Here is a 23,274-nt window from a genome sequence, read left to right on the forward strand (position 1 = left end):
CAACAGCGGCCCCCGGGCCAGCTGCGCGGCCGAGGCCGCCGGCTGCGCCCGGTCCCCGGACCGGGCGAGGATCGCAACGGACTTGTTCATGCCGACCCGCTCGCGGACGGCGGTCGCTGCGCCCGGTCCCCGGACCGGGCGAGGATCGCAACACCTTCGCACCCGCCACCAAAGCCCAGGCCAAGGCCGCTGCGCCCGGTCCCCGGACCGGGCGAGGATCGCAACTTCGACGCACACCCCCGGCTGATGGCGCTGCTCGAGCTGCGCCCGGTCCCCGGACCGGGCGAGGATCGCAACGATGTCGTCGCCCTCGCGCACCTCGCCGGACATCTCGCTGCGCCCGGTCCCCGGACCGGGCGAGGATCGCAACGCGAGCTCATGGCAGCCGTCGACGTGGCCGCGGAAGAGCTGCGCCCGGTCCCCGGACCGGGCGAGGATCGCAACGCCACCCCGCACGCCCGGTCAACCTCCGGACCGTACAGCTGCGCCCGGTCCCCGGACCGGGCGAGGATCGCAACCCCGGTCTGCGTCGCCGCGGTGGAAGCCGGGACACCTGGCTGCGCCCGGTCCCCGGACCGGGCGAGGATCGCAACCGCGTGGGCGCCAACGGCGTTCCAGCCGCGACCCTCGTGCTGCGCCCGGTCCCCGGACCGGGCGAGGATCGCAACAGCACCTGGAGCAGCCCGCCGCCGGCGGTACCTACCGCTGCGCCCGGTCCCCGGACCGGGCGAGGATCGCAACCTGGATGTCCGGTCGCGGGTAGCCGACGTAACGGGCGGGCTGCGCCCGGTCCCCGGACCGGGCGAGGATCGCAACTGGTCCTTGGGAATGTCAGCTCTCACGAAGCAGGGGGGGCTGCGCCCGGTCCCCGGACCGGGCGAGGATCGCAACGGCAACCGCATGCAGTGGAAACCCTGGTCACAGCCGCTGCGCCCGGTCCCCGGACCGGGCGAGGATCGCAACGATGCTGGCCAGCACGTCACCGACCACCGGGTCCTGGCTGCGCCCGGTCTCCGGACCGGGCGAGGATCGCAACACCTACGCCGCTGACGACTGACGCTCTGTGTGCGGGTGGCTGCGCCCGGTCTTCGGACCGGGCGAGGATCGCAACACCTACGCCGCTGACGACTGACGCTCTGTGTGCGGGTGGCTGCGCCCGGTCTTCGGACCGGGCGAGGATCGCAACGACACCATGGCGGAGGCGGAGGCCTGGGCGATCCGACGCTGCGCCCGGTCTTCGGACCGGGCGAGAATCGCAACCACTCCCGGACCTTGCTCTTGTGGGCGGTGGAGACGGCTGCGCCCGATTCTCGGACTGGGCGAGCATCACAACATCCGGCAGGGTGGTCGCGATCTGCGTGTACGTTCGGTAAGGGGCTGTTGTCGTCCAAACCATGAGTAGGCCGTGATCTCGATGTACGACCTCACCCGCGCGTCCCTGGAGTCACGATCCCGAGTGGCTCGGCTGGGCCTCCGAGGCGTAGAGCCGCCCGCCCCTGCTGGCCCACCTGCTCGGCCCGGTACATGGTGTCTCGGCCCGAGGTAGCACGTCCTGCGGGTCGGCGTAGTGCGACGGCGGCGCGGTGCCAAGCTACACAGCTGCCCACGCTGCGCCACCGTGGTCGGGCAGCCACCCTCGTCCTGCGCTATGGCAAGCGACCCCCGAAGCCGTGGCAACGGCCGTTGCAGGACGGCGTTCAGTTTGTGGGGGATAGCCGGCCTGTCTCGTCGCCGTGGGCGTTGAGAAGCACGAGGGCCTTGCCGTCGAGACCGGCTCGTCTGGCTGTCGTGACCCATTGTTCGATCGGCACGCTGTCGGCGCAGAACGCCAGCGTGGCTGCTCTTGCGGTGGCGAGCAGGGTGCCGTCGGCGGCGGTGATCCACCGACCGCTTTGGTCGTTGCAGCCGTCGGATCCGTGCCACTCACCGTCGGCCGTGAACTCCAGGTAGGCCGCCTTGTGTCCGCTCTTGGGCGCCCAACGGCCTATCGGCTGGCGCTGGTCTGCGGGAACGAGCGTCGCCGGTAGTGCGACGGCTGGTGCCCGGGCCCGTCGCGCTTCGTCGGTGACCATCGGCGGCTCCAGCACGGAGTCGGCCTTGTCGGGCTCGGGGGTAGGTGTCGCCCCGGGAATCAGCCGGGCGACTGCTTGCCCTCGTCCGTCCAGGAGTACGGGCAACCCCGCGCCGTCGAATTGGTAGGCGGTTACGCTCCGCAGCCACCCAGGTGTCTCCTGGCTAGCCTGCCCGCAGCCAGGCGTGCTTTCGACGACGGCCGTGGAAGCCGACCAGACGTCGGCGAGGAAACACCTTCATCGTTGGCCCGCCAGGACACGCCCAAGGTGCCGCAGTGGCTGCCGATCAGGTGCAGTTCAGTGTCTGCGAGGCGCAGGATCGTGCCCGCGCCGGGGTCGGCAACGTCAACGAGCGTCCAGGAGCCGATCAGCATCTCCGGCGCCAGCGGCATCGCTGCCACCGTGGTGCCGGTGACCGGCGGCTTTGGGTCTGCTGCCTCCGGCTGGCCCTGCCTCGCGCATCCGCTGAGCAGCACGCCCATCACTACCAACGTGGCGAGGCGGCCCTGATGCGCCTTGTGGCTTCTCATCCTGCGGTCTCCCGGCTCCTCCAGGCACCGTCGGCGCCGGAGCTGGACGGCACTCGGCGAACGACAGTTGCGCCTCTTCGGTCAACGGCTGGTAGGAGCGATGGATGCGCGCACGATCTCGTCGGACACGCGACCCGCCGCACGGGCCGCCCCTCGAATGACGACGGTGCGGCTACTGCCGCGGCGGATGTATCGACGACCAGTGAGTCGTTCAGCGGGCTGACAGTTCCACGGCTCGGCGGAGCGTAAGCGGCCGCGACGGTACCGACAATTGCTGGTACGCCTCTCATTGGAGCTGCCGTGCAGCAGACACCCGATCCGCGAGATCCGTCCGCTCAGCCGCCTGGAACCGACGCATCGCCGCCCGCAGGGCGACCACCGGTGCAGTCCGCGGCCCCGGCTGCTCCTCCGGGAACAGGTGTGAAGGTCGGGATCGTTCTGTCGGTGGCAGTTATCGGTGGGCTCTTCATGTGTTGCATCGGCGGAGGCGCTCTTGCCGCTGTCGGTCTACTTCTCGGCGAGGCGTCACCGTCTCCACCCGCTCCAGCCTCTTCCGCCCAACGAACACCATCACCGAGTACCCGCACGCCTGAGCCGGCTCGCACCACCGCTCTGCCTACCCCGCCTACCACGCCACCCGCAGCGATGACTCGCCCAGCGACGCCGGAGCAACCGCTGCCCGCCTACGACATCTTTGAGCGCCGGGACGTCAGCTCCGGATCCGGCACTCGCCGTCTAGCCCTCCGGGTGGAACTCCGCGTCTACCCCGTCAGCGTTCAGCAGGTCACCGACGTCGCGACGCGCATTGTGGAGAACCATCGAGGGCAGGGATGGCAGGCGCTGTCGGTCGTGATCACGTACGACCGACGTGAGGTGTTGCCCAGCTACGCGGCGTTCGAATGGGCACCCGAGGGGCGCTGGGCGGACGCTGCCACAGGAGACGCCGCCTCCGGCAGAGCTACCGGCTCCACGAGGCCGTCGTCCGCGACAAGCTGACGCAACCCGGCAAGTGCCAGGTCCCGTCCGAGCAGGCATACGGGCTTAACAACGAGTTCAACCAAGCGACAGAGGACAACGTCGAGGTCAGCGAGGAAACGGTGCTGGCAGATGTCGCTAAACGACACAACATCTCAACCGCCCGCGCTGAAGAACTGGTCCTTGCCGTCGAGGACTGGACGATGTGCTGACCAGGCATCTGCTTCCCCGCCCCGACATCGCCGTCGGCCGCATCCCGCTCGACCATGCGCCGGGGAACCCAACGAAGTGTCGGTCCTCAAAGTTTTGCGACTGCGTCCTTGCCTCTTCACAAACATGGCCTTCGATGGACATGATCCTCAGGGACGGTTGCCGTCCACCCCGTGTCGAGGAGGCCCCCATGCGGGTAACCCCAGTCTCTGCCCGTTTTCCACGCGCCACGCGCCACGCCGTTGCAGTCGTCCTCGCCGCGCTGGCAGCCGGCACCGGCCTGGTCGGCGTCAGCGCGCAGCCCGCGTCGGCGGCACCTCCCGGGATCCCGTCGAAGGCGACGGCCCAGTCGCAACTCAGCGCCCTGACCGTGGCGGCGCAAGGCTCGACCAGCGGCTACTCCCGTGACCTGTTCCCACACTGGATCACCATCAGCGGTAGCTGCAACACCCGCGAGCAGGTCCTCAAGCGCGACGGCACCTCCGTCGTCGTCAACAGCTCCTGCGCGGCCACCTCGGGCCGCTGGTACAGCCCGTACGACGGGGCGACCTGGACGGCGGCCTCCGACGTCGACATCGACCACGTCGTGCCGCTTGCCGAGGCGTGGCGCTCCGGCGCCAACTCGTGGACGACCAGCCGCCGGCAGAGCTTCGCCAACGACCTCACCCGCCCACAGCTGATCGCAGTGACCGACAACGTCAACCAGTCCAAGGGTGACCAGGACCCCTCCACCTGGCAGCCGCCGCTGTCGTCGTACCGGTGCACCTACAGCAAAATGTGGATCACCGTGAAGTACAACTGGGGCCTGACCCTGCAGTCGTCGGAGAAATCCGCCCTGCAAAGCATGCTCAACACCTGCAGCTCCTGACCTCGACCTTGGCCTGCGGTCCGCAGCCCCGCAAGGGCTGCGGACCGCAGGTCGAACGCTATGCCTGCTGTGGCGGCTGGCTATCGCCGGACTGCTTGCGCCACTGGCCGCCCGCGTCGGCGGCGAGCAGACGCTTAACCATGGCGAGCGCCTCGTCCTCGGTGTCGAACTCCCACCGCAGCACCCGGCCGGTCTCGCTGTCGCCGGCTCGGGCGGTGACCTTCCACCGGACCTCGCGGACGAGCCACACATCTCGGCGGCCCAGGCGCCCCCAGATCCCGTTCCACCAGCGCGCCGCCACATCCTCCACCAGCGAATCGTACAAGCGTTCGATCAACGGATGATGTTGGGTAGCGATGTGGCCGGGCTGGTGGTGTCGTTCCCTGGTCGGAACACGGGCCGCTTTGGCTTTCGGCCGGTCGGCAGCCCATGCCGATGTCACTGGTCCTGCGGGAGAGGGCCGTCGTACTGGAAGGTCGGCGGGTCGACCTCGCCGGCGCAGCGCAGGTAGCGGTGCTGCACCGGCTGGCTGGGATGATCTCGGGCACCGAAGTAGGCGCCGCTCTGCGGCAGGACGATGGCCTTCGGAAGGGACCCGTCGTCGTCAACCTCAATGTGGGTGATGCGGCCGTCGGCAGGTCCGCCGAGCAGCCATACCTCGACAGCGGGCATCAGCGACTCACCGCCAATGTGGCGGCGGCTGTCAGCAGCCCGCCGACGGCGGCGATGCAGGCGGCCGTCGCGCCGAGGAGACCGGTGACACCGGCGAGGTGCTCCAGTGGTGTCGGCCTGTCCGTACGCCGTGATCGGCTGCGTTCCCCCCGGGTCATGGCTGCGCTCCTTCGCCGTTGGAGGGGACATGGCGTCATCCCCGCGCAGGTACTTCAGCAGTAGTGGTCCAGCCGATCAATGCCTGATCGCATCAGCTGTGGACAACTCAGGTCCCTGCCGATAGCCGGACGTGACCCAAATTGTGCGTCAGCCGTCGGGCCAGCTGGGCGGCCCGGTTGGGCTGGCCGTCGAGCCAGGCGGCGCCGACACAACCGGCGGCTAGGTCCGCCGACTTAACGACCCGACACGGCCTGAAGGCCCCATAAGATCGGCGCAGCAGCGACCATGGCCGCAAACGGCCGTACGTCGGAGGTCGTGACAGTGCTGCGGGAGCCCTCGTTTCGGCCGATGGGGCCAGAAAGACGGATCCTGCCGCTGCCGATAATCTGAGCTGCAGCGTTGCGCTCCTACAGAGCCCGTGCCGGGTGCCGACGGTACCCGTATAGCACAGGACTCGGGAAGGATCAGGATCCGTGCCGAAATCCGGGCACTCAGCAGAGGCGTCTGGCGAGGGTGCAGTCGGGAAGCCTCGTGGCCGCCGTGTGACATCGGCCGCTTCCGCAGGCGGCGCCGGTGGGGCGTTCGGCGTAGAGCTGCAGAACCGGGTATTCGCGTGGGTCGCGACTGCGGCTGCGGTGCAGCGGCCGCTGCTCATGCCGAACGCTGTGTCCGGTGTAGTCGTTCAGGTGGGGGCACAGACGGGCCACCACGTCGATGACGTTGCGGCACGCACCGACGTAGACAACTACATCCTGTTTCAAGCCAAAGGCGGGTTGACGCTCAGCGAGGCCTTGGAGGGGCCGTTGGCTGAGGCTCTGGAACAGGCTGTCAAGCAGTATCTGCTGGGCCGATTCCCAGTGCTCGGCGCCGCTGACCGGGAGCTAGACCCCGACCGCGACATGCTGGTGCTGTGTACGGATCCCGGGGCCCCGGCAACGGTACGTGTGGATCTAGCTAAGGCGTTGACGCGCACCAGTTCTCAGCCACCCGGCACCGAGCTGGGTCACGAGTTGACCCAGAAAGAGCGAGATGCTCTCGCTATCGCCCTGGCCCATGTGCGCCGATTCTGGACGGCTAGGGGGCAGCCCGAGCCGGACGATGAGCAGTTGCGCCGTTTTCTGCGGGCGGTACGGGTGCTAATCCTCGACGCGGAGGACGGCCGGGCCGATCAATTGAGTGCGATAGCCGCGCTGTCGACGGTCCTGCCGAGCGAAGCCAAGGCCCGCGAAGCATGGCTGGTGCTGGTTGCCGAGGGCCAGGCCGCCGCGATAGCCCGTGGCTGGCGTGACCGGGCAGCACTCGCCGTTGCTCTGTCGCGGCACGACATCGTGCTGTCACCGCCGACTCGCCATGCCGCGGACATCGCCACACTGATGGAAGTGTCCGCGTTCAACCTGCAAGTCATGCAGGCGGAGGCGGTCTTGCCGGTGGCGGGTGGAATCCGCATACCCCGGGGTATCGGTGCCCAGCTCGATGCCGCCGGAAACGACAACGTGCTGATCATCGGAGACCCAGGCGCCGGTAAATCGGCCGCGGCGCAGGAGTTCGCCGTGCTGCGATCCGCGGGGCAGGACGTGATCGTGGTGCGGGCCACCGACCTAGCCGGCGTCAACCGGATCGTGCTGAGCGCGCCGCTGCCGGTGGTGCTGCGCGCCTGGACGGGACCGGCAGCACTGCTACTGATCGACGGCGTTGATGCACTCCGTGTGTCCGAGGACCGCGACATGCTTGGCGCCCTCGTGACCGGCCTGCGCGGCTCACGCTGGCAAGTAGCCGCCACGGTGCGAACATTCGACGCGCGCAACAACCAGCAGCTAAGAGCGGCGTTTCCCGGCACCCCGGTCTCGGCAACGCCGACAGCGGCCGATCCACGGCTGGACTGCGTACGGCACCTACTGGTTAGCGACCTCACCGACGGCGAACTGGCCGCTGCTGTCACGCCGCTGCCGCTGGCGTCGCTGCTCGCGGATGCGCCCGCTGAACTACACACGTTGCTGCGCAACCCGTTCAACCTGGCGATCGCCGCTCGGCTTGCCGAGCACCTCGCCGTCGGCCAGCCAGCGCGGCTACGGGCAGCGCGGAGCCGCGTCGACCTCCTGTCGGCCTTGTGGGAGTGGCGGGTGCTCGACACCGACCGCACCGCGCGCGAGGCGCTGCTTGCCCGGATTAGCAGGCAGATGGTCACGGACCGCAGGTTGCGTATCGTCGAGGCGGAGCCCGCTGTTACCGCCGCCGACAGCAACGCGGTGCAGGCCATGCTCAGCGCGAACGTGCTGTCGACGGACGCCGGCGTACGCACGGCAAGCCGGCGCGTACTCGCGTTCGCCCACAACATCCTGTTCGACTACGCCGCCGCGCGTTACGTGCTTGACGACCCGGTCGATCCCACCCGCTTGCTGGCGCTGCTCGACGCGGATCCATCTCTGCCGCTGGTACTCCGGCCCAGCTTCGAAATGCTGGTCGAACTCCTGTGGGAACGCCGCGACACCGGCGAGTTCTGGCCACTGTGCCTGCGAGTCACGGGATCGGCGCACGTGTTAGCCTCACTCGCGTTCGCCGCCCGGCTGCTGCGCCTGGTCGAGGCATCCGACGACCTCGCCGCACTCGCACCATCGGAGGTGGCGGACGATCGTGCAGGAACGTCGGCGCGGCAGGAGTTCATCGGGCAGCTCATCGGTGCGCTGCGCACTACAGCGGTGCTGGCCGACGCGTCGCCGGCGGTCAAGGCTCTGTCCATGCTGGCGGTTCGCCTCACTGCGAAGCAGGATGCGTCAGATCACGATGCCGGCCTGGCCGCCAACCTGATCGGTGCACTGCAGGACCGCACCCCGCTGATCGGTGGACAGCCCGGTGCCCATCAACGGGGGAAAGCGATCGCGGCATTGCTGGACATCTGTCGTGCCAATCCGCAGCCACGCGAACAGTTGGCCGGTTACATTGCCCGGCAGCTGCCTCCAGCGATCGCCCACAGCGCCGACGTGCGGACCGCTGTGACCGCCGTCCTCGACGAGCCGGACACGTTGGCCGTCTGGGGAGGCACTGTCTTGAACTGGTTGGCCGACTGTGTCGTCGCCGTGGCTCCCGTCGATCGTGACCTGGCCCAGCGGATCGCCCTGACCGTCTTGACGTTCAAGGAAACCCGCGATGAGCAGGTGGCCCTCGGTAGCGGCCCACTACTGTCACTCAACATGTCACGCCGTGACCAGGCCTCCCACAGCAACTACCGGCTCGGCCAAGCCTTCCCCCAGTTGTGCGCCATGGACCTGCTGCTGGGCGCCGAAATCTTTTGCCAGATGGTGGCAGGTGACACCCGATCCGCCGACCGCAACGACTGGCCACTGACGATGCCGGGCGCCAATGGGTGGCTGGGCTGGGGCAGAGAAATCACCGTGCACAGCCGTGATGTCGGCACCACCGCCGCGGCCGCGTTGTCGGCCGCACTGGCCGAGGCCGACCGAACCGTGGCGCAGCTGGCGGTCGCCGCACTGGTCGAACGGCTGCACAACACGTCTGCATGGGCAGCGCTGATGCCCGTCACCGATAGCGCCGCCGACTTGGCCCGTGCGCTGTTGCCCGCCCTGGACTCCGGAGCACTATTGGCCCATCCCGACACTCACGCGGCTGCGGCCAAGCTGCTCAGCGCGCTCGCCCACGACGACCCCACGCTGGCCGGCCGACTCGAGACAGCGGTCCTGAATGCCTACACCCTCGCCGACACCAACGCTTGCCCGTATCAGGTCAAAGATGCCCTGATCGGATGTCTACGACCCGAGCTGATCACCTCAGCCACCCTGATCGCCCGCCTCACCGAACTCGGCCCCGACGGGCCACCTACGGCCGCACCACCGCCACGCCCGACCGCCACCTTTGGGACCTGGTCGATCATCGACAGACTCGGCGACCGCGGTGTCACCCTTGCCTCCGCGGCTGCTGCGGCGGCGGTCAGGGTCTTGGACGAGACCCTAGACACGGCATTGGGCGCCAACCAGCAAGACCGGGCAGCCGCCGTACTGCAGCTTCCCCGACTGTTTATCGACGCCGACACCGAGCTGACCGCGGTGCAACCGCTCCCGGCCGAACTGCGGCTGCTCCTCGTACGGGCGGCGCAAACCCTAGCCTATAACTCGCAGGTACAGCCCACCACCACGATCGGCCAACGTGTCCTAGCGATCCTGACCGACGCCGCAACCAGCCCCGAGGCCGGGGAACTTCACCAATGAACATCTCCTGGAGCCCCGGCATGCGCGACAGCGGCATCGTAGGTCTCGGCGCCCTGCTCCAACGGCCCGAATGGCGTAACAGCAGCGCAGGCCCAGATATCACCGCGGCCGTCACTGCGGCCCTCGACGACGACAGCCCGCTCGTACGCCTGCATGCGGCCCGCAGGATCAGCGCCCTACACGCCGGCTCTAGTGCAGCTGAACTCGCCGCCACGATCGGGCGAAGAGCACTCACCGAAACAAACCGTGCCGTTCGCGTCGAACTAATCAACCAGCTCGGCGCAGCCCTCCACGACGGCGCCTCAGCCGTCGATACCATCCTCGAACTGCTACTCGAGACCGAAACCGGCTTATTGGACGACGTCAGCGACGACCTCGGCACGGCCACCATGGCTTTGCTGACCTACCTAGCCTGCGTGCCGCAGACCCCGTTCGCGGTGCGTACCATCCACCGCTGGTGCGAACAAGCACCGCACCATCCGACCACCGCCGCAGCAGTCGTCCGACACAGCCGCGACTACCTGAAATCACACGGCAAAGCCGAGCAAAAGATGGCCTTCCGGCTGCTCGACCTCGCCGCACAATCCTGTCTAGCACGCTGGACCGCAGACCCAACCGAACACCTCAACGATGCTGACCTGACACCCGAGCAACTCGCTCAGCTGCGCGGCGCAGTGGAGGTGGCTCATGAGATTAGTCAGCAGATCTACCTCGCAAGCGACGCCTTCGAACACTCACAGGGCCACGAAACCGTGCCGCTGATTATGCTGAAAGACTTCGCGGCACTCGCCTTTCCGGTCCTGTTGACCTGCACAAAACTCCGCGAAGCGCAGACTATCCATCATGCCGTGGAAACCCTGGTGTACCTCGCCGGACTCGACGAGAGCCGGGCACTGCGAGCGGTCGCCGACGCCATACCCGCGAAAAGCTCCTACACCTACGACCCGCAGGCTGGCCGACTGGCAGCCGACTACCTGACGCGCCTGCTCACCGAACAACGCGCCTTGATCCTGGAGGACAGCCACGGCGTCGAGGCCTTCCGGCATCTCCTGCAAACCTTCGCCGCCGCTGGTGATCAGCAAGCGCTCGCAATGGCATACGCCTTCGCTGATATTTTTCGGTGATGTTCGCCTCTGGGCCGGCGACAGCGACATCGTGCGGCCCGTGCTGGATCGTCATCCCGTCCACTCACCGACCGCGCGGCTCGCGATGGCATTGGCTCCGTGCCACGTCCTGACTGAGGGCTCGAACCTGAGTGACTACGGGTGGGCGACCGGGATTGGCAGGGCCGATGCCCGTCGAGTCGTCGCCCTCGACCACTGCGTAACGATGACAAGAGTCGACAACCTACGCTCACCGAAAGTCACTACCGCAAGCCTGTCATCAATCGTTAACGACCATGGCTGGCCTGCCCAGACACCCCCGCCGACCTATGAACGTCAGTCACAGATAGTCGACCCATAATAAGGGTTTTCGGGAGGTAACGGGGGTACCCGTTGACCGGGCACGGCCTGCCGCCGCACGTGCAACGCGCGCTAGCCGCCGACGCCAAGGGTTTCCTGCCCATGGGTGCTCCCGGCGGCACCCTCGCCGACGGCGACCGCCGCGGGCACGCCAGCGGCCGGTACGTCGACGCGGCGCTGGCCGCCGACGCGCTCACCGCACCGGAGTGCCCGCTCACCCCCGCGCGAACTGGACGTGCTCCGACTGGCCGAGTACGACACTCCGGTGGCCGAGGTGACCCGGCGTAACCACCTGTCCGGCGGCACGGTCCGCAACCACCTGTCGGCTGCGGTCAACGAGCTCGGGGTGACGAACCGGGCGGAGGCCTTCCACACCGCCCGGCACGACGGCTGGCTCTGACCCCGCCGTGACCGTCCCGCTCGGATGGTCGTGAAGATTGTTCTGTCGCGATCCGGACGGTGTCACCTCGACCCGAAGCCCGGCTGCCACAATCTCCGCATCAGGGAGGCCGCATGCGACAGCTTTTTCTGCACCCGATCACTGGTCTCTACGACGAGTGCCACGACGTCGACTACGTCGCGCTTCGCGACGCGGCGCCACCGGAGGCGGGTGATGTCCACGGCTTGCGGGGCCTCAACAACCTCTGGTGGCGACGGCTGCTCTCGCCCGAGACGATCCGGGATGCGGTCGCCGGCCTCGACGGGTGGCTGCACCCGGGCGTCGAGCACCCAGCCGCGTTCGAGGCGATTTTGGCGGATCCGGAGGTCTTCGTCGAGGAGGTGACGAGCGCGCCACGGCGGCTGGTCGACCTCGGGGCGGGGCCCCGCAACGCGTTCCGCGCGCTGGAGGCCCTGCAGATCTACTGCGAGGTCCACTCGGCCGTGGTCAGCGCCCCGCACGAGCTGTCCCTGCAGGAAGGTTACGTTGCCAACGAGATCTCGTCGCTGGAGCTGATCCGTTCCGCACTGAACCCGGCCCGGAATCCCTACCTGCCGTTCCTGCGGGAGTGGGCGTTCCCGGCCATCGAGGCGGCGGTGCCGGACGTCGCCTGGATCGTCGGCCGGCTGAAGCTCTCCACCGTGGCGATGGCGATGCGGATCAAGCAGATCAATCCGCGGTGCCACGTCTCGGTCGTGGGTCACTCCAGCGAGTACTACTCACTCAACAAGATCACCAAGTACCTGCGTACCAACGGCCTGCTGTTCAGTGTCGTGGACAGCATCGTGCTCGACGACTTCGACAACACGCCACGCCTGCTGCGGGAGGCGTTGGAGGCGAACGATCCGCTGGAGTCGGTACCGAACCTGATGTACGTCCAGGACGGCGAGATCCACCAGACCGGCTACGTCGTCGCCGGCCGTGACATGGAGGCAGACCTCCGGGTCGGTCGGCGGCGCGACGAGTACGCGGACCTGGTCACGCCCCCGTCGGCGGTGGCGGAGACGCGGCTGTGGCCGGCGGCGCAGTGTTACTGGAACAACTGCAACTTCTGTGCGATCAACCAGCGCTACAACACCCTGCCGCGCAACAGCTTCGCGCAGGAGGCGGAGCGGGCCCGGATGATGGTCCGACTGCGCGACGAGGGTGCGACGCACCTGTGGTCGGTCGACGAGGCGATTCCCCCGCCGAACCTTGGCATCCTGGCGCAGGAGCTGATCAGTCTCGGGTCACCGTTGCTGTGGGAGACGCGCAGCAAGATCGACCGGAACTTCTCCGACGAGATCTGCCAGCTTCTCGGGAAGTCCGGCCTGCGGGAGATCCGGCTCGGTCTCGAGTCGGCGAATCCCCGCGTCCTCGCCTCCATGGGAAAGTATCCTGACGGCTGGTCGCTGGATCTGATCGAGACCCTGGTGCGGCGTTTCCACGAGGCCGGGGTGTCGGTCCACTTCCCAACCATCATCGGCTACCCCGGTGAGACGACCGAGGAGCGCGGCGAGACCTACGCGTTCCTCGAACGGTTGGTCGCGACCTATCCGAGCGTGACGTTCAACATCAACGTCCTCGGCTTCGACGTCGCCAGCAAGCTCTTCGAGCAGTACGAGTCGTTCGGCGTGACCACGCTCCGGTGGCCGGTGCCGACGAAGTACTTCCTGGGCAACCTGATCGACTGGGACTGCGCGGAGGCCCCGTTCCGCTACGACGACCTGGATCGCGAGCGCAACGACGTCATGCGTCGGGTCCTCTACCCGTGGATGCCGGCGTCCGCGCGGATCGAGCCCTACATCTTCTACCGGCTGACGGAGACGTCCCGGGCGACGGTCGTGTGGAAGGCCCAGCGGGCCGCGGCGGGTCGGTGGCGCGAGCGACGTCTCGTCCTCGACGCCGGGGGGCCGGTCGTGACGGCTGCGGACCTGGTGGCCATGGGCCCGTTCCGCAAGGGCCGCTTCGACCCCGATCGGCACTACTCGTGCTACGTCTGGTCGACGCACCAATCCTTCGAGTGCGACGAGTTCACTGCCGACCTCGTCCGTCTGCTGTGGGAGCCGCACACCATCGACCGCGCGGCGGACGCGCTGAAGGTCGACGTCACCGAGCTCGAACCGCTCTTCGACTCGCTCGGGTCGGTCGGCGCGCTGGTCGACGCCGAGCCGGGCACGGCACGGCCGGCGACGTTCGCGCAGGCGCCGCGTCGGTGGCGTGACCTGCCGACCGAGGCGCACACCCGACGGCCGTCCGGCGGCGACCGCCGGATCTCGGTGGAGATAGGAAGGAGATCGTAGTGGCGCTTCAGATCCTTCGCGGCCGCTCGTCACCCGCACCCACGGCGGAGCCGGACGAGGAGACGTCTGCCCCGACGAGCACCACCCGGATCCGCATCGTCGGCGCCCCAACCCCGGGTGACTCCACCAACGACGAGGGTTGGAGCCGGGTCCAGCGCTACGCCATCAGCATGCGTGGTGGCGGGGGCGGTGGCGGCGGAGGGGGTGGCGGTGGTGGCGGCGGTGGTGGCGGTGGTGGCGGCGGTGGAGGCGGCGGCTGGTAGGCCCGGAGGCGTCGCGACACTCCACCGGCCACCCGCTGCCGGCCGATGTCGCATCGTGGATCGACGATGTCGCGTCGCCTCACCCGCTGCTCGACCGGCCGGGACCGATCTGCCCGGCCCTGCCCGCCCTGCTGTCCGCGGCCGGCCTCCACTGGGGCGCCATCCCGTGCGGGTGCCCGGAGGGGACCCCACCGACCGACCGGCTCGCCGCGGACCTGCGCTCGGCCCTCGACGTCGCACAGCGGATCATCGCGGGCGGCGACGAGTACCGCACCGCCGTGCTGTGGCTGCTCGTGGGGCTGCCACCGTACGCCTACCGGTCCGTACTAGAACCGGCCTTCGAGTCCGTACGGGCTGCCTGCGTCGCCCGGGGGGTCATGATCGGATGTTTCCACCCGTACCGGCAGCGGCGCAGCCGGGTCGTCCCGACCGTGGCCACGATGCGCTCCCCGGCTCCCCTGGTCGTCATGCGCCGGTTGCTGCGGTCGGACTGGCTCTCGTTCGTCGACGAGCCCGACGCGATGGCCGCGTTCGCGGGCTATTTCGGCGCGCCGCCGGCCCCGGGCAGCCGGTAGTGACGACGCGGATTGACGGTGAAGATGCGCCGGAGATCGGCCTCGTCGACCCCCTTCCGGCGGAGCTTGCCCAGGGCGTCGAGCCCCAGCTCGAAACCGCGGCGCTGCGCCGCCGCCGGTCCCTGGAAGGAGACCCGGCCACCACGGACCGCCCACGACACGTCGCCGGAGACGGTGAGACGGTCGGCGTGCCCCCGGTCGATCAGGTCGAGCACCAGCGCCAGGCGGCTGTCGTCGGCGGAACTGCCCAGCGGCGTGACGTCGGTGACGCAGACGGCCGCACCGGCGTCGAGCAGGCGGCGGATGGTGGTGAGAACCTCGTCGTAGGGGCGCTTGAACCGGCCCTTCAACCCCATCTCCGGGTGACTCACCAGCACCATCTCGGGGTGGACACCATGGCGCACCAGGTGGTTCAGGTGAGCCTGGCCGCCGTGCGGCGAGTGCGTGACGATCGGCAGGCCGGTTGCGTGGTGCGCCAGCGCCGCCGCCGTGAACGTCCGTTGCTCCAACGGCGTCAGCTCGCCGTGGCGGGCGGCGACCTTGATGGCCACCGTGCTGACCTTCCCGCACTGTCGTCGGTACCGTCGTACCAGGAGGGCGGCCAGGTCGTCGGCGGACCGGGAGTGCAGGTCCGCGCGGACGGCGTGCGCCAGGTAGTACCCGACGCAGGCATGGATCCGCACCGGCGTGTCGCCGAGCAGCGGCAGGTAGCTGACCGGGTTGACGTACGCGGTGAGATCGACGATGTCGGTCACGCCGGCTGCGGCGACGCGGGTCAACTCGGCGCGCAGGAACGGCCGCACGGTCGCGGCGTCGGCGGCGCGGAAGCGGGAGAGAACGTGCTCGTGCGGCAGGACGAGGGCCTCGTGCACCCCGTCCCGGCTCGCTGTGATCCCCATACGACATCCGTACCGCTCGCCGGGTGTGCCCCCGCATCGCCGGCTGGCACCTGTGCGCCCCACTCCGCTCCCGCCGCCCGGTCCGGGGCGGCTGGCGACAGACGATGTTATCGCGGACGGGAGGTGCGCCGGTGGCGAGGTTGCCGACCCTGACCCTGGGTGTCGTCGCGCCGGACGACCTCGACGTGCTCGACGCGGCGGCGTCCCGGGTCTGGGCGATGATCAACGACGAGGGCTACTTCTACCTGACCGGGCCGCTCGTCTGCGACCTAAATCCCGCTCCAGTGGTGGCGGCAGCAGCCGCGTTCTTCGCCCGCCCGATCGAGGAGAAGATGCGGTTCCACATCGCCCGTTCCGCGTTCCACCGTGGCTACCTTCCGACCGGGGAGGAGGGCCAGGCGGACGAGGTACCCGATCTCAAGGAAGGGTTCGACACCGGGCTGTCGCAACTCCTCGCCGATGGGTCGGACCGTCCCGACGAGGGCTGGCCGGACACCCCGGGGTTCCGGGCCGAGGCCGGGCGTTGGCGCCGCCGCATGGAGGCCGTGGCGCGTACGCTTGCGTTGGTCTTCGCCCGGACGCTCGGCCAACCCGCCACCTACCTGCTGGACCGCGCGACGGACCCACCGAACCAGCTGCGACTGCTGCACTATCCGGGCAGCCCGGTGCCCCGCCAGGGGGTCGGTGTCCACCGGGACTTCGAATGTTTCACGCTGCTCGCCGCGACCGGGCCCGGGCTCGAGGTCGAACGGCCCGACGGGTCCTGGGTCCGGGTGCCGCCCCGACCCGACTCGCTCGTCGTCACGACGGGCGATCTGCTGGAGATCATCACCAACGGGGGGCTCCCCGCCGCCCGGCACCGGGTCGGCTGGGTGACCGAACGGCGGTTCGCCTTCCCGTACTTCTTCAGCCTCGACCGGGACGTCGTCGTGGCCCCCCTGGACCGGTTCGTCGGGCCGGCCGGGCCCCACTACCGGCCGGTGCGCGCCGGTGAACACCTGATGGCGCGCACCACGGAGGTCTTTCGCTATCTGCGGGACGCCGGTCGCGACGCGCACCCCTGACCGGTCGGGCGCTCACTGGGGCGGCGACGTGCAGGGCTGCCCCGACGGGCTGATTGCGCCGGGGGCAGCGGGTGTCGCTGCGGTATTAGGGCTCGTCGGACCCGAGTGGGCCAAGTTAGTGCACTGTGGCCTTGGCGGATGCGGTCGAGGGATTGATGGAGGTCGCCGGCGATGGGGTCGGCCCCAGTGACGTTGTGGGTGCAGGTCTGATCGCGCTGAGTCTCCTGCCATCGGCCGACGCCGCGCGGGGACACCCGGCATCCGAGGTGATTGATAGCGTCGACCGGTGGCTGCCCTTCCCCTCGTAGCGTGGAGGCCAGAGCTTGAGGGATAGAGGTTCATGGCTGAGACGAGACGCCAGTTCGATCCGGAGTTCCGGGCGGGCGCGGTGCGCATCGTGCGCGAGACGGGCAAGTCAATCGCTCAGGTCGCCCGCGACCTGGGGATCAACAGCGGAACCCTGGCCAACTGGGTGAAGCGGGACCGCGAGACTCGCGGTGAGGCCGCTGCCGGGCAGCTGGCCGAGGACGAGCGGGCGGAGCCGGCGCGGTCGCGGCGGGAGAATGCCGAGCTGGCGATGGAGCGTGATGTCCTCAAGCGATCCGTGGTCGGGTGGGTCAAGGAGGCGACGGGCCGGTGAGCGTGGCCGGGTTCGTCGCTTCCCAGAGGACCGAGCATGACGTGCCGCACGCGCTGGCCTGCCGGGCGTTGGGGGTGTCTGAGTCGTGGTTCTACAAGTGGCGTGACCGGCCGCCAACGCGCCGCGATGACCGGCGTGTCCGGCTGACGAGCGCGATCAGGAAAGTGTTCCACGACTCGGGCGGCACCTACGGCAGCCCTCGCATCGGCATCGAGCTGCGCGAGTCCGGCTGGCAGGTCTCCGACAACACGATCGCGCAGCTCATGGCCGAGCTGGGCTTGGTCGCTAGGGTCAAGCGCCGTCGGCGCGGGCTGACCCGCCAAGGTAAGCGTCCGGCCGCACCGGACCTGGTCAAGCGGGTGTTCACCGCGCCAGCGCCGGATGTGGCCTGGTGTGGTGACATGACCGAGATTCGCACCTGTCAACGCCGGCTGAACTTTGACCCCTCTGTTCCGGGTGGGTTCCAGGAACCACGGGGTCAGTTTTCAGGCGGAGCCGACAAATGGGGGTGGTTTACCCTCGCGGCGGCCCCACCGACACGAACCCATTGCCCGCGCGTAGGTTCGTCGCGACGGGCCGGCGCACGCTGCCTTCTGATGACGAAACGTCCCGGCGGTGGGGGAGCAGGGCGACGCTGGGTCCCCGCGTTGTCCTGTCGTCCTATCCCCGTTACCCTCCGAAAACCCCCGCCTGCCGTTGACGACCAGTGCCAAGCAGCGACTACTGCTTGATTTGTGTCTGTGAAGATCAGTTCCCATTTCTGGTTATCAATGACATGGTCGGGATGGTTGCGGACGGTAACATGAGTTCTTGACAAGCAATGACAAGCCCTGAACGAGGCTCGACATGAGGTCCTCCTAAGTTCAAGTCTTCTCGTTCCCCTGAAGGGGCTGCCTGGGCAGTGACGCCGCAGTCATGGTAGCCCGTACTTGCAGGAGGAGTGAAAAGGAGTTTGGGGTCTAGGCATTCACCTGACCGGCCTGCACGGCGTGGCCCAGAGCCTCCGAGCTACGGAGGAGCCTCGCCGGTGACGACCATCGCTCGCACTTGGATGCCGAGCCAAGCTCGCAACGGGCAGAGGCTACCGAGCCACCCTCAATCAAGCATGGACGTAACCTCAACGGGCGCAGACGCTCGGGTGTCTAGAATTCGCTCATGCCAGTTCACCGGGTCATCGAGCCGTCCGTCATGTCGTAATACTGTCATCGCCCGGGCAAACAATCTGAGCGCGATGTCCCCTGTCTCACCCGCAAGCGCCTCGACGGTATTATGAGCGGATTCCCCGAGGGGCACGGGTCCATATTGGAGGGCAAAGTTTGACATGGTGGCGGCGAAGATGTAGCGACCGCCGCCTTGTGGCGTCAGCACGGGAACGCGGTAGAACCAGAGCGCGCCCTTGTCGTCGTGACGGAGAAACGCCATAAGTCCTACGCCAGGCGATTCATCGTGAGCCAGAACTCTGAGTGTCGCGTAGTGGCACCTCAAGGGACCGCTGTTGCCTTCGAGGCCGTCGAAATGCTGTATGACTGTCCCAACAGCCATAATGTCGGCGAGGTCTTTGCTGACGGTGCCCACACTGGCTTCGAGAAATCCAGCAGCCGCTGCAGTGAGTTCCTCGGCAGTGCTCGCGGCGCGCGCCTTAATGCCCGAAGCAATCAGCTCATCCGTCCGTTCGACGAGTTCACGGCGTTCAGCAAGCGCACTCTCACGCTCTCTCTTATCCAACAAAATTTGGCTTCGCGAAAGCTGCTCAGCAATCGCCGTCCACTCGCCTGGTCCAGGCAAAGCGATCTCTGAACCCGCGGCTGCGCTGGCACGCGCATCGGGCAGGAGCGCTGTAGTGCCCTGTCCGCCTGGCGTAGTTCTCGGCGGCAGCTCGGTAGAGGATTCGAGTTCTTGCTCGGCAGGCTTTGGTTCGGGGAGGGTCCTCGGGCCCGCTTCTATCTGATCGGTCGTTTCATCACTATCAGGCCCGTCTCCTCTCTCGTGTTGGTGCTGATCCTGGCCGGCGTCGGCGGTCGGCGAGTCGAGTTCGGCTGCGATGATCGCGAGGAGCTCGTCCACGGAGTTTGGTCGCAGCTGCGGGTCAATGTGCGTCGAGGTCTCTACCACTGTTCGCCACGGACCTTCCGGCGGAAGGTGCGGTACGTTGGCCCGGGGCTCAGTCTGCAGGAGTGCCCAGCCGATAATTTGGCCGATGCTATAGATGTCGGCCTGCGGCCCGGCCCCGTGTGCATCCGTGTACAGCTCGGGAGCAGCGTAGCCTTCGCTCCCGAACAACCCTCCGGTCCTGGTGAGTCCTGGTGCGGTGGTTCTGCCGCGCGGACGCCTCCCTAAGCCCCAATCGGCGACGACCCACCGTTCGTCGAGCCAGAGGATGTTGGCCGGTTTCAGGTCACGATGTGTCCATCCGATCTGATGGGCCTCCCGCAGTCCCTCACAGATGGCGGTGATTAGCTTTCGCAGCGCGCCCTCGTCGCGCAGGTCGGCGGCCACGTCCTCGGCCGAGTGCGTGGCCAACGGCATGATGAACCACTCGTAGGCGGGACAGAAGTCCAGGACGGGCATCACATGCTTGTTCGAGCCGAACATGCCGGCCACGTCGACTTCCCTGCGTAGGCGTGCCCGCTGATCTACACCCATCATGCGAAGCTTCTTGAGCGCGATGGGGACGCCGGTGGACTTGTGCGTGCCCAGGAAGACATGCGCCTGCCCGCCGGACTTGAGTGGCTGGCCCTTTAGCGCGTAGTCCTTCCGTACGCCGCGAGCCGCAGCACGGACGGCCCGATATGGAGGCGCTGCCGCCTGGTCGTCGGGTGTTGCAGTCCGGTCCGCATCTGGCGTGGTCAGGATCGCGGCGGGAAGGCTAGCTTGGATGATCACGGGGTGCGGCAGCTGGTTGTTGCCCCGCACATCCCCGACCAGGAGCAACCGGCCTTGTGCCGTCAGGGCCATACCCTGGATCCGGTTAAGCTGGACCTCCGCGATCAAATCGGTGGTTCCGCGGGTGGTGTCAACTCGGTGGACGAAGCCACGTGTCCCGCTGCGGTCGGTGCCTGCGGTGATGACCTCCTGGCCGTTGGCGACCAGGAATCGAGGGCTAGGGGGCGACACGAACCAGTCTTCGCGCCGAACCATAGTGGTGCGGCCCAGGTCCAGTACTGCGCTGTGGCCCTCCGCGGCCAGGAGGAACCGCAGTTCTCCAAGCCATACTGCGCTGAGTACGTCCGCGTTGAAGGAGATCGAGTAGCGCTGCTGAGCGCCGACTTCATCGCCCAGCTGGACCAGGCCCAGCGTTGTCCCAGCCAGATCGGCACCGTTCCCGCATAGTGCCCATGGCTGGCCTCCCGGACCTCGCAGCAGCATCCGAGCATCGTTGAGATCTCCGGCGACGGGGGCGATGACGCCGTCCTTCCACCGGATGACGGCGGCGCCGCGCTGGACCAGGAACTCGTCATCAGCCAACGTGAGCACGTTGCCGGAGCAGCCTGCTAGCGAGAGGCGCCAGTGGGCGGTGCCTCGCAACCTGTCGACCTCGATGACGCCTTGGTCTGTGGTGAGCAACATCGAGGGCCCGTGAACGGCGAAACCCGTGATCTCATCCCATCCGGCTTCGGCGCTGAGGAGATGCTGAAGCGATACCCCTGCGGCGGTCTGGATATCGAGTTTCCAGGGCATCGGTCTGCGAGTGTGGGAAAGGAGCGGGGCGGGCTCCCGGGTATACGGTCGCACCAGCAGCTCAGTCAGCGGAGTGAACGCGACATTGTCGAAGGCGGCTCGATCACCTGCCTCCGCAATCAGCTCGTCGATCGTCATCAGGCCGCAGAGGGCAGCCTCAGCATGCTGACGATCCAGCAGGACCACAGTCCGTCCATCGGAACTCAAGCCTGAGGCGGCATCAGCGTCAAATCCTGACAGGGAAAGCAGCGCACCCTGTATGTCCTTATTGCCTGATGCAGCCTGCTGCCACGCGGCTACGTTTCGCGCGGTCAACGGTGCATCTCGCCAGGCCAGCCCGAGTTGCACCTTCGCATCACCGCGGCGAAGGCCTAGCGTCGGGATCGTCCCAAGGAGCTGTCGCGGCCGGGAATGGAAGCCCGCCTGCGTCAGGAGGTCGGAGAGGATTCCCTGCAGGAGGGTTTCGCGTTCGCTTTCGCTATGGTCGTCGCTTACGAGCTTGCCATAACGTGCGATCAGAGAAGGTGCACCTTCGAGATCACCCTGTTGGGTGCCGTTCACTCAGCCTCCTCGTGGCGCGTTGCCGTGACGGCCACCATTCTCGCCTGCCCTGCTTGGTCGGCAAATGTCAGGCAGAGCCGTCGGCCTGTGTCGAGGCGTAGCCTAATGCTGGTCGTCGGGTGAGCAGCAGAGCGGCGTCAACGCTGCATCGACGAACTCGCCACCGATCTGCACGAAGCCCTGCGCCGCTCGGAACTGCGTCAGCTGCCCATGGCCGAAGCAGCGATGGGAACCCAGGCTCTCGCGCTACTGGCCACGCTCAACGTCGAGTACAGCAGCGGCGACCAGTTCACCGAGGCCACCAGCAAAGTTTTCCGCCGGCACCCCGACCACGAGATTGTCACCAGTTTCCCCGGCCTGGCCGACGTTACCGTCTTGTCCTGACCGCCTTCGTGCGCGCACATCACCCGGCCGTCGAGTCCGTCATCGCCGAGACTACAAGGCGAACTGCCTGCCGTCGGGTTCGGAACGCGCCGGTGGCTCCGGTCGACCTCGGGCGAGCTCAATGAAGGTGAGCATGTTTGCCGCGGCAGAGCCGACCATCGCGAAGCCGAAGTGGGGTGCGGGTGCGGGTGCGCGCACCACGGATCGGATCACGCTGTCCAGCCGGCTGACGTTGAGCCGTCCTGGGAACTAACGCCGCGGCTGGTCGGTCGCCGCCGGGCCCATGCGCCCTGCACCTGCCGCAGAGGTCGGCCCGACCGTAGCAATACAGACCGGCCGTCCGCCGTTTCGATCCGCCGCGGAGGAACGCGTGTCAATGCCGCTTTCTGTGTGTAGACGGAATTATGGGGTTGCTCCAGTGTGTGATGCTTCTATCGTGATCAAGAAAGCGCCGCATGAGTCCTTCTACAGCGAGTTCACATCGTTCGTGCGCCGCTTCAACCAGGAGGCCATGCTCGTCGCGGTCGCTCAGCGTGCCCTGAGCCTCCCGGGGAACTTCGGTATGGACAACCGGGGTGACAGGGCGCTCCGCGCGACGCCGCCGTGGGCGCTGGCTGCTGTGGCGAAGGCAGCCATCGTGCATGGCAACGCCCACCGGCGGGCCGTCCCCCGCGAGCGTGACCTGGTCACGGCATGCCACATGCATAACACTCTCGTCGCCCCCGAACTCGATGTGCCAGAGCTCAACTCGGCATTCGCCATTTTGGCGCGGCTTGCCTTCGAGCAGTTCCCGTACTACGAGCGCGGCCTGCCGGAGCTTGCCCGGCCGGTCGCGTTCTTCGACGACTACTCCTGCCGCAAGTCCCTTGAGGTCATCTCAAAGGAGTCGATGCGCGAACTGGTGGGCGCAGACATGGTCACCGCCGCCGGCATCGTGTTGATGCTCGCCACCGGCGCGGAGATCAACGACGGGTACTTTAATCCGGGGTGGCTGGATCAGATCAACTTCGCTGAGTTGCTTGCCGAGTTGCCGCGCGAGGAGATCCTGGCTGTCGTCAACTCCCTATTCGCCTGGGACATGGACCAGTTCCGGCGCGAGGACGCCGAAGCGTCGGTCAGGACTCCTCTGCCGCACCTGGACCGCTATGCATTTAACCCGCTCACCTCCCGCCCGTTCGTGCGGCTGTCGGACGGACGGCTAATCGCGCCCGTACCGCAGCTCATCCCGCGGCGGCTCACGCCGCTAGCCTCGGCCTTTCACGGCAGCCGTGATCTTGGATGTCCAGCGGGTCGGTAGATATGGCGAAGTGCCTGCCACGT

At 67.7% G+C, this 23,274-nt stretch carries 21 protein-coding genes and 1 CRISPR repeat array; of the genes, 14 read left to right on the plus strand and 7 right to left on the minus strand.

Annotated elements, in window-relative coordinates; genetic code table 11:
• Window positions 1-41: 41 nt before the first annotated feature.
• Window positions 42-1,333: direct repeats of the CRISPR family, unit length 37 nt; unit sequence GCTGCGCCCGGTCCCCGGACCGGGCGAGGATCGCAAC.
• A 364-nt stretch (window positions 1,334-1,697) separates the two neighbouring features.
• Window positions 1,698-2,072, minus strand: coding sequence for an META domain-containing protein (locus ACLQ23_RS26840; protein ID WP_425881309.1), 375 nt, complete (start codon window positions 2,070-2,072; stop codon window positions 1,698-1,700).
• A gap of 131 nt (window positions 2,073-2,203) precedes the next feature.
• Complete coding sequence (locus tag ACLQ23_RS26845) at window positions 2,204-2,602, minus strand: hypothetical protein (protein WP_425881310.1); 399 nt, start codon at window positions 2,600-2,602, stop codon at window positions 2,204-2,206.
• A gap of 899 nt (window positions 2,603-3,501) precedes the next feature.
• Between ACLQ23_RS26845 and ACLQ23_RS26850 the strand changes: the two genes are divergently transcribed.
• Entirely contained in the window at window positions 3,502-3,789 is a 288-nt protein-coding gene (locus ACLQ23_RS26850) for a hypothetical protein (protein ID WP_425881311.1), read from the plus strand.
• A gap of 188 nt (window positions 3,790-3,977) precedes the next feature.
• Entirely contained in the window at window positions 3,978-4,655 is a 678-nt protein-coding gene (locus tag ACLQ23_RS26855; protein ID WP_425881312.1) for an HNH endonuclease family protein, read from the plus strand.
• 58 nt (window positions 4,656-4,713) lie between these two features.
• Here ACLQ23_RS26855 and ACLQ23_RS26860 read toward each other — a convergent pair whose 3' ends face one another.
• From ACLQ23_RS26860 to ACLQ23_RS26870, 3 genes are all read right to left on the minus strand, one after another.
• Window positions 4,714-4,965 (minus strand): hypothetical protein, encoded by a 252-nt coding sequence (locus ACLQ23_RS26860; RefSeq protein ID WP_425881313.1) that lies wholly within the window; start codon window positions 4,963-4,965, stop codon window positions 4,714-4,716.
• Window positions 4,966-5,093: 128 nt separating this feature from the next.
• On the minus strand, window positions 5,094-5,327 hold the full coding sequence (locus ACLQ23_RS26865; RefSeq protein ID WP_425881314.1) for a hypothetical protein: 234 nt from the start codon (window positions 5,325-5,327) through the stop codon (window positions 5,094-5,096).
• Window positions 5,327-5,485: a hypothetical protein gene (locus ACLQ23_RS26870; protein ID WP_425881315.1), complete on the minus strand. Its 159-nt coding sequence runs from the start codon at window positions 5,483-5,485 to the stop codon at window positions 5,327-5,329. The genes ACLQ23_RS26865 and ACLQ23_RS26870 overlap by 1 nt, the downstream gene beginning before the upstream one ends.
• Before the next feature lie 687 nt (window positions 5,486-6,172).
• On the opposite strand from ACLQ23_RS26870, the gene ACLQ23_RS26875 reads away from it, so the two are divergent.
• The 7 genes from ACLQ23_RS26875 (at window position 6,173) to ACLQ23_RS26905 (ending at window position 14,728) form a co-directional block, all read left to right on the plus strand.
• On the plus strand, window positions 6,173-9,706 hold the full coding sequence (locus ACLQ23_RS26875; RefSeq protein ID WP_425881316.1) for a hypothetical protein: 3,534 nt from the start codon (window positions 6,173-6,175) through the stop codon (window positions 9,704-9,706).
• Window positions 9,703-10,830 carry a hypothetical protein gene (locus ACLQ23_RS26880; RefSeq protein ID WP_425881317.1) on the plus strand — a complete coding sequence of 376 codons (1,128 nt, stop codon included), beginning with the start codon at window positions 9,703-9,705 and terminating at the stop codon, window positions 10,828-10,830. The genes ACLQ23_RS26875 and ACLQ23_RS26880 overlap by 4 nt, the downstream gene beginning before the upstream one ends.
• Before the next feature lie 372 nt (window positions 10,831-11,202).
• Window positions 11,203-11,457 carry a hypothetical protein gene (locus ACLQ23_RS26885; protein WP_425881318.1) on the plus strand — a complete coding sequence of 85 codons (255 nt, stop codon included), beginning with the start codon at window positions 11,203-11,205 and terminating at the stop codon, window positions 11,455-11,457.
• Window positions 11,435-11,569 (plus strand): hypothetical protein, encoded by a 135-nt coding sequence (locus ACLQ23_RS26890; protein ID WP_425881319.1) that lies wholly within the window; start codon window positions 11,435-11,437, stop codon window positions 11,567-11,569. The genes ACLQ23_RS26885 and ACLQ23_RS26890 overlap by 23 nt, the downstream gene beginning before the upstream one ends.
• Before the next feature lie 113 nt (window positions 11,570-11,682).
• Window positions 11,683-13,890: a B12-binding domain-containing radical SAM protein gene (locus tag ACLQ23_RS26895; RefSeq protein WP_425881320.1), complete on the plus strand. Its 2,208-nt coding sequence runs from the start codon at window positions 11,683-11,685 to the stop codon at window positions 13,888-13,890.
• Window positions 13,890-14,153, plus strand: a complete 264-nt coding sequence (locus ACLQ23_RS26900) for a hypothetical protein (protein WP_425881334.1) — start codon at window positions 13,890-13,892, stop codon at window positions 14,151-14,153. The genes ACLQ23_RS26895 and ACLQ23_RS26900 overlap by 1 nt, the downstream gene beginning before the upstream one ends.
• A gap of 107 nt (window positions 14,154-14,260) precedes the next feature.
• A complete protein-coding gene (locus tag ACLQ23_RS26905; protein WP_425881332.1) occupies window positions 14,261-14,728 on the plus strand; it encodes a DUF6875 domain-containing protein in 468 nt (155 codons plus the stop codon).
• Here the strand turns inward: ACLQ23_RS26905 and ACLQ23_RS26910 are convergent.
• Window positions 14,692-15,627 carry a hypothetical protein gene (locus ACLQ23_RS26910; protein WP_425881321.1) on the minus strand — a complete coding sequence of 312 codons (936 nt, stop codon included), beginning with the start codon at window positions 15,625-15,627 and terminating at the stop codon, window positions 14,692-14,694. The two genes, ACLQ23_RS26905 and ACLQ23_RS26910, sit on opposite strands and share 37 nt — an antisense overlap.
• A 131-nt stretch (window positions 15,628-15,758) precedes the next feature.
• Between ACLQ23_RS26910 and ACLQ23_RS26915 the strand changes: the two genes are divergently transcribed.
• From ACLQ23_RS26915 to ACLQ23_RS26925, 3 genes are all read left to right on the plus strand, one after another.
• On the plus strand, window positions 15,759-16,691 hold the full coding sequence (locus tag ACLQ23_RS26915; RefSeq protein ID WP_425881322.1) for an isopenicillin N synthase family dioxygenase: 933 nt from the start codon (window positions 15,759-15,761) through the stop codon (window positions 16,689-16,691).
• A gap of 340 nt (window positions 16,692-17,031) precedes the next feature.
• Window positions 17,032-17,331 (plus strand): transposase, encoded by a 300-nt coding sequence (locus ACLQ23_RS26920; protein WP_425881323.1) that lies wholly within the window; start codon window positions 17,032-17,034, stop codon window positions 17,329-17,331.
• 74 nt (window positions 17,332-17,405) lie between these two features.
• Window positions 17,406-18,062: an IS3 family transposase gene (locus tag ACLQ23_RS26925; protein ID WP_425881333.1), complete on the plus strand. Its 657-nt coding sequence runs from the start codon at window positions 17,406-17,408 to the stop codon at window positions 18,060-18,062.
• Window positions 18,063-18,426: 364 nt separating this feature from the next.
• Here ACLQ23_RS26925 and ACLQ23_RS26930 read toward each other — a convergent pair whose 3' ends face one another.
• Complete coding sequence (locus tag ACLQ23_RS26930; protein WP_425881324.1) at window positions 18,427-21,570, minus strand: protein kinase domain-containing protein; 3,144 nt, start codon at window positions 21,568-21,570, stop codon at window positions 18,427-18,429.
• Between the two features lie 225 nt (window positions 21,571-21,795).
• Here ACLQ23_RS26930 and ACLQ23_RS26935 point away from each other — a divergent pair, with 225 nt between their 5' ends.
• On the plus strand, window positions 21,796-21,954 hold the full coding sequence (locus ACLQ23_RS26935; protein WP_425881325.1) for a hypothetical protein: 159 nt from the start codon (window positions 21,796-21,798) through the stop codon (window positions 21,952-21,954).
• 436 nt (window positions 21,955-22,390) lie between these two features.
• Complete coding sequence (locus tag ACLQ23_RS26940; protein WP_425881326.1) at window positions 22,391-23,251, plus strand: hypothetical protein; 861 nt, start codon at window positions 22,391-22,393, stop codon at window positions 23,249-23,251.
• Window positions 23,252-23,274: the final 23 nt, after the last annotated feature.

The organism is Micromonospora sp. DT41 (assembly GCF_049841715.1).
Lineage (GTDB): Bacteria > Actinomycetota > Actinomycetes > Mycobacteriales > Micromonosporaceae > Micromonospora > Micromonospora profundi.

Bases quoted from the DNA above. Each gene is read 5' to 3' on its own strand.
- ACLQ23_RS26840 (WP_425881309.1), bottom strand. From the start codon at position 2,072: ATGGTCACCGACGAAGCGCGACGGGCCCGGGCACCAGCCGTCGCACTA.
- ACLQ23_RS26845 (WP_425881310.1), bottom strand. From the start codon at position 2,602: ATGAGAAGCCACAAGGCGCATCAGGGCCGCCTCGCCACGTTGGTAGTG.
- ACLQ23_RS26850 (WP_425881311.1), top strand. From the start codon at position 3,502: ATGGGCACCCGAGGGGCGCTGGGCGGACGCTGCCACAGGAGACGCCGC.
- ACLQ23_RS26855 (WP_425881312.1), top strand. From the start codon at position 3,978: ATGCGGGTAACCCCAGTCTCTGCCCGTTTTCCACGCGCCACGCGCCAC.
- ACLQ23_RS26865 (WP_425881314.1), bottom strand. From the start codon at position 5,327: ATGCCCGCTGTCGAGGTATGGCTGCTCGGCGGACCTGCCGACGGCCGC.
- ACLQ23_RS26870 (WP_425881315.1), bottom strand. From the start codon at position 5,485: ATGACCCGGGGGGAACGCAGCCGATCACGGCGTACGGACAGGCCGACA.
- ACLQ23_RS26880 (WP_425881317.1), top strand. From the start codon at position 9,703: ATGAACATCTCCTGGAGCCCCGGCATGCGCGACAGCGGCATCGTAGGT.
- ACLQ23_RS26895 (WP_425881320.1), top strand. From the start codon at position 11,683: ATGCGACAGCTTTTTCTGCACCCGATCACTGGTCTCTACGACGAGTGC.
- ACLQ23_RS26910 (WP_425881321.1), bottom strand. From the start codon at position 15,627: ATGGGGATCACAGCGAGCCGGGACGGGGTGCACGAGGCCCTCGTCCTG.
- ACLQ23_RS26920 (WP_425881323.1), top strand. From the start codon at position 17,032: ATGGCTGAGACGAGACGCCAGTTCGATCCGGAGTTCCGGGCGGGCGCG.
- ACLQ23_RS26935 (WP_425881325.1), top strand. From the start codon at position 21,796: ATGGGAACCCAGGCTCTCGCGCTACTGGCCACGCTCAACGTCGAGTAC.